The organism is Spiroplasma corruscae (genome assembly GCF_002237575.1).
GTDB lineage: Bacteria > Bacillota_I > Bacilli_A > Mycoplasmatales > Mycoplasmataceae > Spiroplasma_A > Spiroplasma_A corruscae.
Window position 1 is genome coordinate 655,678 of record NZ_CP022535.1, and the last position, 14,080, is coordinate 669,757.

At 24.6% G+C, this 14,080-nt stretch carries 12 protein-coding genes and 1 pseudogene; 1 reads left to right on the plus strand and 12 read right to left on the minus strand.

All coding sequences use genetic code 4. The features are described from left to right. Window positions 1-5: 5 nt before the first annotated feature. Window positions 6-803, plus strand: a complete 798-nt coding sequence (locus SCORR_RS02935; protein ID WP_094048968.1) for a triphosphoribosyl-dephospho-CoA synthase — start codon at window positions 6-8, stop codon at window positions 801-803. Here SCORR_RS02935 and SCORR_RS02940 read toward each other — a convergent pair. The 12 genes and pseudogenes from SCORR_RS02940 to SCORR_RS02995 form a co-directional block, all read right to left on the minus strand. Then, window positions 800-1,825 (minus strand): nucleotidyl transferase family protein, encoded by a 1,026-nt coding sequence (locus tag SCORR_RS02940; protein ID WP_094048970.1) that lies wholly within the window; start codon window positions 1,823-1,825, stop codon window positions 800-802. The genes SCORR_RS02935 and SCORR_RS02940 overlap by 4 nt on opposite strands. Beyond that, window positions 1,818-2,966, minus strand: coding sequence for a citrate lyase holo-[acyl-carrier protein] synthase (locus SCORR_RS02945; RefSeq protein ID WP_094048972.1), 1,149 nt, complete (start codon window positions 2,964-2,966; stop codon window positions 1,818-1,820). Before SCORR_RS02945 ends, SCORR_RS02940 begins: the two co-directional genes overlap by 8 nt. Before the next feature lie 3 nt (window positions 2,967-2,969). Then, window positions 2,970-4,517 (minus strand): citrate lyase subunit alpha, encoded by a 1,548-nt coding sequence (gene citF / locus SCORR_RS02950; protein WP_094048974.1) that lies wholly within the window; start codon window positions 4,515-4,517, stop codon window positions 2,970-2,972. A 1-nt stretch (window position 4,518) separates the two neighbouring features. Then, window positions 4,519-5,427 carry an aldolase/citrate lyase family protein gene (locus SCORR_RS02955; RefSeq protein ID WP_094048976.1) on the minus strand — a complete coding sequence of 303 codons (909 nt, stop codon included), beginning with the start codon at window positions 5,425-5,427 and terminating at the stop codon, window positions 4,519-4,521. A gap of 3 nt (window positions 5,428-5,430) precedes the next feature. Continuing rightward, window positions 5,431-5,694, minus strand: coding sequence for a citrate lyase acyl carrier protein (locus SCORR_RS02960; RefSeq protein ID WP_157705368.1), 264 nt, complete (start codon window positions 5,692-5,694; stop codon window positions 5,431-5,433). A 13-nt stretch (window positions 5,695-5,707) separates the two neighbouring features. Then, window positions 5,708-7,699 (minus strand): 2-hydroxycarboxylate transporter family protein, encoded by a 1,992-nt coding sequence (locus tag SCORR_RS02965; RefSeq protein ID WP_094048980.1) that lies wholly within the window; start codon window positions 7,697-7,699, stop codon window positions 5,708-5,710. A 239-nt stretch (window positions 7,700-7,938) separates the two neighbouring features. Continuing rightward, window positions 7,939-8,814 (minus strand): viperin family antiviral radical SAM protein, encoded by an 876-nt coding sequence (locus tag SCORR_RS02970; protein ID WP_157705370.1) that lies wholly within the window; start codon window positions 8,812-8,814, stop codon window positions 7,939-7,941. Between the two features lie 15 nt (window positions 8,815-8,829). Continuing rightward, complete coding sequence (locus tag SCORR_RS05410; RefSeq protein ID WP_342746547.1) at window positions 8,830-9,180, minus strand: ClpB D2-like domain containing protein; 351 nt, start codon at window positions 9,178-9,180, stop codon at window positions 8,830-8,832. Next, window positions 9,181-9,645, minus strand: a pseudogene (locus SCORR_RS05530) (AAA family ATPase); the annotation flags it as partial. Beyond that, complete coding sequence (locus tag SCORR_RS02985) at window positions 9,635-10,213, minus strand: exonuclease domain-containing protein (RefSeq protein WP_094048988.1); 579 nt, start codon at window positions 10,211-10,213, stop codon at window positions 9,635-9,637. The pseudogene SCORR_RS05530 and the gene SCORR_RS02985, both read right to left, overlap by 11 nt. Next, window positions 10,200-12,290 (minus strand): UvrD-helicase domain-containing protein, encoded by a 2,091-nt coding sequence (locus tag SCORR_RS02990; protein WP_094048990.1) that lies wholly within the window; start codon window positions 12,288-12,290, stop codon window positions 10,200-10,202. Before SCORR_RS02990 ends, SCORR_RS02985 begins: the two co-directional genes overlap by 14 nt. Before the next feature lie 133 nt (window positions 12,291-12,423). Continuing rightward, window positions 12,424-13,467, minus strand: coding sequence for an alcohol dehydrogenase catalytic domain-containing protein (locus SCORR_RS02995; RefSeq protein ID WP_094048992.1), 1,044 nt, complete (start codon window positions 13,465-13,467; stop codon window positions 12,424-12,426). Window positions 13,468-14,080: the final 613 nt, after the last annotated feature.

Sequence of the window (14,080 nt, forward strand, 5' to 3'; positions counted from 1 at the left end):
ATCATATGAAAAAAGTACTTAATAATGCACTTAAATCAATAAAAACAGAAATTACTTTTTATCCTTGTTTAGGATTAGTATCAAAAAAGAACTCTGGTAGTCACAATGATATGAATTATAAAACTTTTTTAAAAAGTTACAAAATATTAAAGCAATATTTAAAAGAGATAAATAATAAATTTAACACTATAAAGAATTTTGAAAATCTTAAAAATATTGGATTAAAGTATGAAATTGAAATGTTCAAAAAAACTAATAATATTAATACTCATAAAGGATTAATATTTGCTCTAGGTATTTTTTATTATTGTTACATAACTTATAATAAAAAATATAATAATCTAAAAAACTATATAAAAAGTTTTTGTAAAACTTTAGATAATTTTGATTATAAAAATATTAATACATATGGTTCTAAACTATATTTAAAATATAAAGTTAAAAGCGCTAGACATGTTGCTTGTGATGGTTATAGCGTAGTATTTGATATTTATAGTTTTTACAAAAAGAAAATTAAAGACTTAAAGTTAAAACATAATTACAAGTTATTTTTTTTACTTATAAAATGTTGTTTAGAAATTGATGATACAACATTAATAAATAAAATAGGATTTAATAATTATAATAAAATAAAAACCAAGATGAATAATATTTTGTTATTAATAGATAGAGATAAATTTGATAAAAAATTTTATTTAGAGATTAAAGAATTTAATGATTATTCAATACATAGAAATATTTCACCCGGTGGTGCTGCTGATATACTTGTTTTAGTTTTATTTCTTATTAAGAATAAGTATTAATTTTTTTTATATATATTTTTATCAATCATTCTTTTATTAAGATTTATTTTACTAATTATTTTTATTGTAGTATTAGGAACTAAATAATTTCATTCTTTGTTCTCATAAATGTTTTTTCTAACTTGAGATGCTGAAACAACTTCACCATTAATTTTTTGTCTTTCTATTTCTAAAAAAGAAATTTCGTTTTTATTTAGAATTTTATCTAAAACTTTATTATATAGATTAGTTGTTCTTGAGAATGGCTCATTACCTACTAATCTCGTAATAAATCTTTTCTTACTTTCAAATAGATTTACAAAAATTTTTGCATCAATCTCTGCCTGCGATAAGACAACTTCATTTTCATTATTTAAAAAATAACTTGGAAAAGTTACATTAGAAACAAGATAATTAGACCCATTTATTAAATCAACATTTTTAAAACTTTTAATATATGTAAGAATCATTTTTTGTCTTTCGTTATAAGTGAAAAGTGAAACATCTTCTTTAACTGGTATAATTAAAACCTTTTCAAAATTTTTTGATGCGTAGTCAATCAAAAATGCATGACCGTGAGTTAATGGGTTGCAATTCATCACTAATATACAAGTTTTATCAGCTGTAATAGATTTTAATAAATAATTTTTATATTTTAAATAATTGTCATAATTATTAGTCAAAAATACTACATTATCAGTTGTAACAATACTTTTAAAATTTAAATCTTCAAAGATATATTTATTTTTCTGTTTAGTATATACAAATATTTCTTTTTCGCCTTGAGAATAAATTAATCTTGATATTTCAGTAATTAATTTGTTTAATAAATTTTGATTTAAATAGTTTTCACTTACTGCAACACATTTTATTACGTTATTTAATTTACTACAAGTAGCAATTATATTTTGATTTTCATTTTTTATAACTAATGTAGCATCGACTAGGTTATAATCTAGATTAAATTTATTTAAAAATTCTTTCACTCTATTTACTTCAATTTTATTTTCTAAATCAATATAGTAAGTTGTTATATTATTCATTTTCCATTACCTTTATTATAATTTTTTGAATATCTTCAAAATATAACTCTATTGATTTATTTAATTCTTTGAAACTTTTTGTTAGTAATGCAATGCATATATTAATATGTTGTTCGTGTATAACATAAAAATAACTTTCAGCTTTTTTGCTAATTAAATATCTTACATTAGAAAATAATATTTCAAATTTATTAAAAAGGTTTTTGGTAAAATATTTATCTGAAATTGAAAATAATAAAGCATAAAACTCTTCATTTCATTTTTTTAATAAATCTAAATTAGATCTATCAAGAAATTGTAAGTATTCTAAAACTCTTTCTACAACAACTCTATGGTCTTTGTTTTTTATTTTTTCAAAAATATCTTTAAAGATAATTAACTTTGCACATTTTCTTAATTCTATTACTTCTGTTAATTCTGCATAAGTTAATTGTTTTACTATAACTCCAATATCTTTTCTTCAAGCTAATAAACCATATTCAGTTAAAGTAGCAATAACTTCTCTTATTTTTGTTCTTGATACATTATATTTTTTTGAAAGTTCTACTTCTTTTAATCTATCTGAAGGAGATAATTTTCCTTCTGAAACATCATTAATTATATCGTGCATTATATACTGTTTTGAAAATGCAAATGCTATTTCTAGATTTAATAAATTATCAACAACTTTTTCTAATTCTTCAATTGGATGTCTTTGTTTGAAGGCACAATTTTTTGCAAATTCATCACAAATCAAACATACCCTGGGTAACTTTGCTAGATTTTCTCTTGTAATTTTTTTGGTAAGCGAAAGATAAACATCAATATCTACTAAGCTTGAATGTTTTCCTAATATATCTTCAAAATCAAGGGCTAGTTTTTTTACTTGATATGGATCACCTTTTGCAACTTCAATGTAATATATGTATCCTGCTTCATCTTCAAAGAAATCGAAGTTTATTGTTTCATAAAACTTTTTCAAATTACTTAAATATTCATAGAAACATTTTTGGATGAACTTTAATTTTAAATCTCCTTTTTTACTTATTCCAGGAATATTGAGAGACAAGGTTACTACAAACTCTGAGTTTTCTAGTTTTGATTTTAATATCCTAGTTCTATTTTCACGTGCATCTAAAATTTTTTCTAGTAATTGTTGCATTTATTATAATTCCTTAACTTTATATATTATATCTATAATTGTCCCATCTCTATACTCAACTACTGCAACTGGTTTTGAATAATCGTACTCTATTTTTTTAGGTTTTCCAACTATACTATAAGCAAAGTCCATCATTTCTTTTAATGAAACTGTTTTGATGTTCTTGTTGTTTAAACTTTCTATAATATCTTTTCTTTTAGGATTTACAGCAATTCCATAATCAGTAACAATAACATCGACAGATGAACCAGGTGTAACAATTGAAGTTACCCTATCAACAACGCAACTCATTCTTCCTCTTATTAGTGGTAATGCTACAATTGTAATTTTAGCACCTTGAGCTGTATCTGGATGACCACCTTGTGCTCCTCTTATTACTCCATCACTACCAGTTATTACATTTACATTAAAATCTAAATCTACCTCTAATGCACTTAAGATAACATAATCAAGTTTATTTACAAATGGTGATTTATTATGTGCATTAGCATACATTGAAGCTGATATTTCAATATGATTTTTATTATTTGCAATAGAATTAACCGCTAGTGTATCAAAACATTGAGTATCAAATAAAGCTGTAGTTAATCCATCTTCTAATCATTTTACTTGATGTCCTGTAATACCTCCGAGACAAAATGACGATTTAATATTTTTTGCAATCATATTGTCAGTTAACGCTTTAATTGCTGATAATGAAGCTCCTCCAGTACCCATTTGAATAGAGAAACCGTTTTTAAATAATTCTGTATTTACAATTACTTTTGATATAAAATCTGCAATAATTTCTTCTTTTGGAGCAGAAGTCAATCTTATCTCTTTTGAAACTATTTTATTAGGATCTCCAATTTCATCTACAACAACCACATAATCAACTAAACTTTGTGATATTGATATTACTTTATTTGGATAATCAACCAAATGATCAGTTATTATAATAGTTTTTAAAGCATATTGAGCATCTACCATTCCATAACCCAAACTACCACAAGCAGATTTTCCGATTACTCCATTACAATTTCCCATTTCATCAGAAGAACTAGCTGCAATAAATGCCACATCAATTTTCAAATCACCAGATTCAATAGCTCTAGCTCTACCACCATGACTTCTTATGATCATTGTATTTTTAAATTCTCCAGATGAAACAAATTTACCTAATTCATCTCTACAACCTGATGTTTCTAAACCAGTTACAACACCTCTTTTAATATAATCAACTAAGAAATTATGTGCGTCAGTAAAACTACTACTAGCAATAGTTATATCTTTTATTTTTAACTTATCAATTATTTCCATTACAAGTTTAATAGTTTTATCACCACTTCTAAAATGATGGTGGAATGATATTGTCATTCCACTTTTTAATCCTGAATTTTTAATTGCTTCTTCAAGAGAAACAATTTTACTACGATTAACACCATAATTTGGTAGAGAAGTTTTATTTGTTGAAAAACCTGAAGTTTTTAATTCTTGAGGATTATATGCTTTAAGTTTATAACTTATATCTTTAATTTTATCTAATTCGGTTTGTTTTAATTTATCACTCATTTTAATAATCCCCTTTCTTAACTAAATCAAAATCTTCTGCTAACTTTAATATTTCTATTTGTTTTTCTACAACAGGTTTATCAACCATTGTTCCTCTAAATAAAAAGACTCCTACACCATCTTCAACACTCTTGTTAAATGCTTTTACCATTTCAAGAGCATACTCTACTTGATCTGGAGTTGGTTTTAATATTTCATTTATATATCTAATTTGATTTGGGTGAATAACTGATTTACCATTAAATCCTAATGATTTTACAAATTTAAATTCTTTTACAAACCCATCTTTATCATTAACATTTGAATAGACTACATCAAATACATCTAATTTAAGTGCTCTGGCAACATGCACAAGATGTTGTCTTGCATATAATAGTTCAGTTCTTTCAATTGTTTTATCACCTTTTAAATCTAGCAAGTAATCAAACCCACCAAGTGCTATTCCTTGAATTCTTTCTGATGATTTCGCTATTTCAAATGCATTTAATATTCCTAATGCACTCTCAAATGCTAAAAATAATAATACCTTATCTTCTCTATTGTATTTTTTTTCATATGTTTCTAAAGTTTTAACCGCATAATCAATGTCACTTACTTTTTCAACCTTTGGCAATCTAATCATATTCACATTAGATTGCACACAAGCTTCAATATCTTTCTCAAATCATTCAGTATCTATCCCATTAACCCTTACACAAGTTTCAATATTATATTTATTGTAATCCATATCAGTTAATATTTCTCTCAGTAAAATTCTTGTACTATCTTTTTCTGAATAAGATACAGCATCTTCTAAATCAAACATAATAGTATCAGGTTTATAAAATACAACATCACGATACATCGCTGGTTTATCTGCCGGTACAAATAACATATGTCTACGACTACGATTTATTTTCCAATTTTTCATAGACTATGAACCTCATTTTTCAAGAGCTGCTATGACTCTTGCTCTAATAACCGCTGGGATAGCACCTTGGTCATTTATTTCTATTTTTAAATTATTTACATTTTTTGATTTACATACATCATTAACAATTGAATAAATTTCATCCTTGTATTGTTTTAGAAACTTAGATTTAACATCTATTTCTAATTTGTTATTTGTTGAGTTGGAAATTACTACCATCAAATCTCCAGATTCAACACTACCTACTGTAATCGAAATATCTTTCATATTTTTACCTTTCTTATAACAATCCCACCGGAACTGCTTCATTTGCATATATTGAGAAGAAAACTCCTGCTAATATTAAAATAACACTTCCAGCTATCCTGCAAGTTATTTGTCCTCAAGGCATTAATTCCATTCTATTACTTGTTCCCAGTACCATTATTGCACCCGCTCCACCTTGGGCAGTCATGCATAAACCACCCGCTATTGCTGATTCAACTCCATAGAATTTGAATAATTTAGCAGCAAATAGTGGAAAAATTGATGCACCAACAACAAACGATAAACATAAAAGCAATGTAGTAGGACTTAAAGCATTAACAAATTTATCAAAATTAATATATACCATTCCAACAGCAAACATTAACAACCAAGTTGTTTGTTTGGAAATGAATATATTTACTTTACTAATTCCCTTTTTTATTTCTCTTGGAATTATATTTAATATATTTAAAGTTATACCAATTACAATCATTCAAGCATAGTTAGGTATTAGTATACCAATCATATCTTTTGTAAATACTTTATTTGCTAAAGTGTCTGATGCAATATAAATAATTCCAATAATTAATACAGCTACAGCAATATTTCTATCTTTTGCTTCTGATTTTCTTTCGGTTGTATGAATATCTTTTTTTACAAGTTTACCATCCCCAGATAATGATGGCCTAACTTTACCAATTGCTGATAAAATTCCAGCCATAATTACCGATAGAATAGAAGCAACAGTTGATACAGTTAAAGCAGAAGACATTCAATCTTTTTTATTAAAACCATTTTGAGCAGCTATTTCACCAATTGGTTGAATACCACCACCATTACCACTACATAAAATTGGTAATCAATAATTTAATAAAAATTCCTTCATTGACAAACCGGTTGCTAGCATTCCTAATAAACCGACAACTGTAGCTCCCAATGTACCTATAATAATAATGGCAAAAAAACCACCTGTTGCTTTAACAATCATTTTTTTTGGTATTAATATAACTGCACCAACCAATAAAACAGAAATATAGAATCCTACAAAATCCTGCTCTTCAAATCAAACTTTTATCGATGTTTCAACCTCTGTTGGCAAAACATTAAACTTAACAAACAAACTACCAATAATCATACAACCAATAAGTGCTCCACCTAAATATTTATTTCAAATAGGTATTTTTGTGAATAATACACCAAATACTATCGATAAAGTTAGTAGAATACTAAAAGCATAGATCATTTTATCTGTAACTATACCAGTTATAAATGCAGCTACAACAACTCCAACCATAATCAATAATAAATATAATGGTATAGTGTAAATTCTTAAAGTAATCCAATCCTTGAATGAATAATGCTTCATTTCAATCAATTGCTTTTGTTTCTTCAATTTCCATAATTCAAAATTCTCTTTTTTGCGTTGTTTTCAATTAATAAAAGCTAACTGAAAAGGAATATATTCCTTATTACTATTTTCATAAATACTTCTTTTGATTTCTAATAACCTTAATTTAAACTCCTTTTTATCAGTGTTTTTATTGATAATTTTACTTTTTTCTATTTTAAATTGTTTTTTAAAATCTATTTTAGCAAACTTTTTTTCAATTGATCTTATGTATACTTTTTCATTATAATTTACAGAGTTTTGAAACCCATCTTCTATGTCTTGCTTTGCTAAAACATAATTTTGTTCCATAATATCAAGATCTTCATCTAAATTTAATAATTTTTTTGAATATATTTCTTCAAGTGAGCTAAAATAATTATTATAATTAATATCATTTAATTTATTACTCTGATATTTTTCTTCTAGTACTTTTTTACTTAATTCAAGTTTATTTTTAAGTTTTTCTCTTTTATTTAAAAAACTAAGTTTACATTTTTGATAGTTTTTTTCCATTTTAAAGTACTCTTTTTCTTTATACGCATTTAATTTTTTGGATTTCTTCTCAAATATAACTAAAGAGTTACTCTTTTTACTAACATATTTTTCATTCTCTTCAGTCGTTAAAAACTTATACATACATACCTCTCTTTGAAACTATTATACACAATATTGTATACAATTATATATATTGTATACAATATTGTAAAAATAATTTATTTAATAATAAATAAAATTAAAGAAATACAAAAAAATGTCATTTCGCTTACAATGACATACACATTTTAATTGTTTTTATTGTTATAAATTTTTATTAGCTTACATTATATATTCTCTTTAACAACAAAGCATTATCATAACTTGTAAAATTACTAGAATTAAATTTCTTTTCTATATCTTTCTAACTGTGATTTCAAGTTAAACCCACATTTATTAAATTCTTTTAATAAATCTACATTTTCTTCCAATAAGCTAATAGCATCTTTTCTAGTTGCTCAATTAGAATCGTAAAAAATACCTTCTCCATCAATCATTACATAACTCGTAAATACTGTCTCTTCATCTTCAATAGAAGTTGAAAATTGGTTATTAGGTTTATCTAAGCTATTATTTTTAATAAAATACTCAAACTTTGCCTTAGTAATCTTATAATTAATAAACTCAGGTTGTTTAACATCTGTAACTTGCATAAGTTTTCATCTTTTAGGACCTAATTCTTTTATAAAATCTATTAGTTTTTCTTGGTAGTTCTGAGAATGTATTACAGAGTTAATTTTAAAAATACATCCTGCTTTTTTAATTCTCTCTGCTATTAACTTATAATCATTCTTTGTTAATGAACTTTTACCTCCTATTGCTCTACCTGAATTTTCATTATTAGATATTAAAGAAGAATCCATGCTTAAACCAACTGTATCAAAATTTCTCAGGACTTCTAGAACATCACTTTCTTCCTTTTTAGAAATTAGTGACCCATTAGTTATTAAACTTGTTTTAAGTCCTACTTCTTTGCTTCTTTTAGAAATGGATTTTAATTCATCTCAATATAATGTTGGTTCTCCACCAGCAAAGTTTATTGCTTTAAATACATTTAATTTTTCTACTATTTTTATTCAATCATCTAACTTATTAACAACTTTTTTAGCCTTCGCTACTTCAACTGCATAAAAACAAAAATTACATCTCATATTACAAAACATATTAAAATGAAAGTTTACTTTTAATTTTTTTAATTCTTCTAGTGTATAATTCATATTTTTTCCCATTATTTATTTAAGTTCAAAAATAAATTTATCTCCTTTAACTTTTACTTGTAAGGCTAATAATTCTTTGGAATTCTTAATTTTTTCTAAATTTTCAAATAAGAAATTACTTAAATCTCCAATAAAAATATCATCAATTGCATTTACTATACCCCTACCACCCATTTGTGGTTTATAATGACTTTTTACAAGATCACATATATTTAACAAGTTTTCTTTAAAATCAAGTTCTAAATTATGTTTAACCTGTAATGTTTTAGAAACTTTATTTAACTTACCTTCAATAATTTTAGAAATAACCTTAGAGTCATTAATAAAGTTAAATGGAACTATATTTTTTTGACCAATTCTGTTTAATAGTTCAGGTCTTTTAAGTTCTGTTTTAAAATATTGCTCAACTGCATCAATAAACTTAGCTCTAACTAATTCTTCAGGTTGATCGTGTTTTACAGTGCTTGCTCCAATATTTGAAGTAAAAATAATGAATGTCTCGGAGAAATCAACTAACTCCCCTTTACTTGAAGTTAATCTTCCGTCTTCTAAAATCTGTAAAAACTTATCTAGAATCTTACCATTTGCTTTTCCGACTTCATCAAATAAAAGAATTTAGAACGAATTTTCTTTAACTGCATTCGTTAACTCTCCACCACTATCATAACCAACATAACCTGGAGGAGCTCCAATTAATCTTTGATCTGATTGTTCAGCACTATATTCAGACATATCAAATATTAACAACTTTCTTTCACCACCAAATACTTGTTCTGCAATTGATTTTGATAGTTCTGTTTTACCTATTCATTTGTAGTTTTTATTTATCATATAACTCTTTAAATCTTTTAATTCTTGTTTTTGAAGAATTAAGAGCTAAATTGAATGAAGTATCATTATTAAAACATTTTAATAAAACTTTTGAAGTTGCTTCAGAATCAGCTAAAGCATCATGGTGATTAAAAGTTATTCCTAATTCTTTTGCTAAAACTCCAAGTCCGTGTTTTGAAAATCTTCCAGGAAATGAACTTCTTATAAGATCAACACTACATGCATAATCGAACATAAAAGGACTAATGTCGTGTAATCTTAATGCTCTTTTTAATACACTCATATCAAAACCAGCATTATGTGCAATAACAATATAACCTTGCGTTAGTTTTTCTCTTATAATTGGTAATACTTGTTGAAAATTTGGTTGTCCTATTAAGTCTTTATTAGTAATTTTATGTATTTCTGTAAATTTTGGATGTATAAAAACTCCTCTTGGAAGACTAATCAGTGATTGATAGCGATCAACTATTTCACCATTTATACATGTTACTATCCCTACTTGACACGGAATTTGCATTCAATTAGCCGTCTCAAAATCTATAACCACAAAACTAGGTTTCTTCATAAATATTTAACTCCTTAAAAAATTGTTCATCTGTTTTAATACTATCTTGTATACATTTATATTTTAATAAATCATATAATATATGTTCAAACTTATTAAAATCTATTTTTAACTCTCTTATTTCAAGTTTATAAATATCAAATAAATAAATATGTTTAACTTCTTTACCTGAATTTTTTAGCATATATGCATACATAATTGTTTGAAAATACATTATATCATCAATATCTTTTGTTAGTTTAAATTCTCATAAAGTTTTTTCTTTTTCATTATATCCATCACAACGTCCATCAATTCTTAATTCGATAATATTTAATTCATTAGCAACTTTTATTAATATATCATTGTTATTATTATCAATATATAATTGCTTTTCAAAATATATATTATTATTTGGATCTATCTCTTCAATTAATTTTATTGAATCATCAAAAAACTTATCTGATAATCATTCAAAATTAGTTTGTTTTAATTGTAGATATTTATAGTTTCTTCCAGACTGCACTGTATCAATTACACAAGCTATTTCAGTTAGTTCTGTTATCGATAAAGTTTTCTTAGATAATATTTCATTTATTCTATCAACTTCTTTATTTAAATGAAAGTTTATATCTTGTGCTTTTCTCATTTCTATAATTTTGTTTATTCAAGATAATATTTCATCATTAAAGTTACCCTTATTATAAAGTTGTATATAAGTAATCAATGAACCATTAAATGCGGATACATCTTCTTTAATTATTTTTTCTTTATATTCAACTGTTTTATTAAATGGAGTTTGTGAAAAATCTACTTGATTATTATTAGTAAATTCAAATATTTCAATATTTAATAATTTAATAAAGTTATAAAAAACTGAAGCATCAATATACTCTGTTAAATCAGTAACATCAAATCATCGGTCATTACTTTTAAATTCTTTTACTAACTCACACGCTTTATACAAATGACTTTTATTACCAATTACATTTGTAGTACTAGTTATTTTTTTTATATCTAAAAAACATAAAGGAGCACTTCATTCTGATTGTAATAGAATTACTTTTTGTTTTGCTCTTGTAATTGCTACATAAAACTTATCACAAGGTAATAAATTATTTTCATTTTTAGCATAACCTTTAAAATAAAAATCATCAAAACCATAAATGATAACTAAATCTTTTTCACGTCCTTTAGTTGAATTCATAGTTGTAATTTCTATTTTATTTTTTTTTAATGATTTATCTTTTCTAATTAAATTTTCTTTTACATATATTGCATAGTTTTGGTTTATCAAATTAAGAATATTATTTAATGGATTTGAAGTATTACTAGTTTTAGTTGTGTTAGAAAGTAAAAAAGTATTTTCTATTCCATATTTTTCAATTTCATTAATTATACTTTTACTTACATTATTTAAATTATAAGGATCATAAATTATATAATCTATTTCTACATCAGTAGTTTTAGTTGAATAAATAAAATCATATTTATAAAATACTTTATTTATAAAATCACATACTTTATTTGGAACTCTAAAACTTAATGATAATTTTAATCTTAATCAAGGTTTATCGTTAATTAAAAATATTTGATCTGCTTTTTCTAAATAACGAAAATCAGAACCATTAAATTGATAAAGAGTTTGTTTACGATCACCTAGTACACAAAGTGAAATATTTTTATTATTAAAATCTTTTACTAATTTAACAATTAATTTGTAGTAATGTATTGTCATGTCTTGAACTTCATCAAGAATAATAACATCAGGTATTTTAAAATTTTGTAGTGTTATTTTTTCATCTAATACTTTTAAAATTGCACTATCATCTTTACCATTCTTTATTCCATAATAATTTATAGTAAGTGAATGATAGTTTTCAACAGTAATATTATACAAATTATTATTTTTAACTTTTTTTCTAGTATCTTCTTTTAATCCTGCATTATAAGTTACTAAAAGAAATTCCTTATCTGGATATCTTTTAGCCATCTCTAACGCAGTTGTAGTTTTTCCACTACCTGCAACAGCTTCAACAATTATGTTATTGTTAATAATATTTTCAATTATATTAATTTGTTCATCTGATAGTTTCATTTAAATTTCCTAATAATATTCCTTATTTTACTTGCTTTTTAATATTAACATATATTGTTTATTGATAGAAATAGATTTAGAACAAAAAAAAGACTTTCGTCTTTTAAAATAGAATAGAGTTTTATTTTTTTTATTAAAATTTAATTAGCACTTTTAATGCTTTGTTATCTTTAGCGTTTTTAAATACATCAAATGCTTTTTCTATTTCACTAAAATTAAATCTATGAGATATTAACTTATCAATAGGAATTTTGTGTTCGTCAATATTTTTAATTAATTCTAATGATGAATAAGCATTTACTAGTCCTGTAGTAAGTTTGATGTTTTTGATTCATAAGTCTTGTAAATTAAATTCTACTGACTCACCAAATACACCAACAATCGCAATGTTACCTGCTATTGAAACTATTTTTTGAGCTAAATCAAATGTAAATTTAGTTCCGATTGCTTCAATAACAACATTCGAACCTTCGTTATTAGTCATATTCATTACTTCTTTAATTGCTTCATCGCCTGTTGCACAAATTATATCTGTAGCACCATTTGCTTTTGCAAAGTCTAATCTTGATTGATCTAAATCAATCATAATTATTTTTTTAGGATTTTTTTGTTTGGCTGACATTAATCCAGCTAATCCAATTGGTCCTGCGCCAATTATAGTAACAATATCTCCTTCTTTAATTTCACCATTTAGCACACCGATTTCATATGAAGTTGGAAATATATCACTAATTAGTACTAGATTCTCAAAACCAGGTTTAGATGAATCTACTTTATGTAATGAGTTGCTTGCATGTGGCACTCTTATATATTCAGAATGAGTTCCGTCAATTAAGTGACCAAATATTCAACCACCATCAATACAATGAGATTGATAATTTTTTTTACAATATTTACAAGTTCCACAACTTGTTATACAAGATATTATTACAACATCTCCTACTTTATGGTTTTTTACATCACTACCTAATTGTTCAATTACACCAATACCTTCATGACCTAATATACAATTATCAGGAACTTCAGGAACATCTCCTTTAAGAATATGTAAATCTGTTCCACAAATTGTTGTATACATCATTTTTACTATTGCATCAGTTTGTTTTTGAATTACAGGTTTTTCAACATCTTTAACCACGTATTTTAAACTATTTTTTTCAAAGCACGCTGCTTTCATATTATCACCCTTATTAATAATATCACTTTCAAGGGTCTTATAAATAAAAACTTGGAATTTTTTTTAATTAATTTATATAAATGGAAAATATTTTAATAAGTTGATAAACTTATTTTAGAATATATATCTTAGAAAATTAATTAAGTGGTGTTTTCTGATTGAAGACATTGTCAATTTATTTTCTAATCTTTTTAATCCATTATTTTGATGTAGTATCCTAAAAAATAATAAATCCTATAATTGGAATTGCTTAAATTATAAATTATTTAGCACTAATTTGTCATCTTTAATATAATATTTGGTATTGATAGCTAGCGAAACACAAAGTGAATAACTAATAATTAATATAAAAGCTAAGGTAAAAGTTAATAATTAACAATAAAAATTATATGAAATAAACTCTTCCTTATTAATTAGATCAAATTTAAAAGTTAAAGATACTCAAACAATATATCCAATAATTAAAAATAAGTTTATAAATATTAATGGTTTGATTATCACTTTTCTTTTATTAATTCCATTTAATTGCTAATTATTTTCGAAGTTGCTTTTAGTATTTACTTTTTTTAAAGTTTAAAATATTTATTAAATAGAAATATATTTATAAAACTTA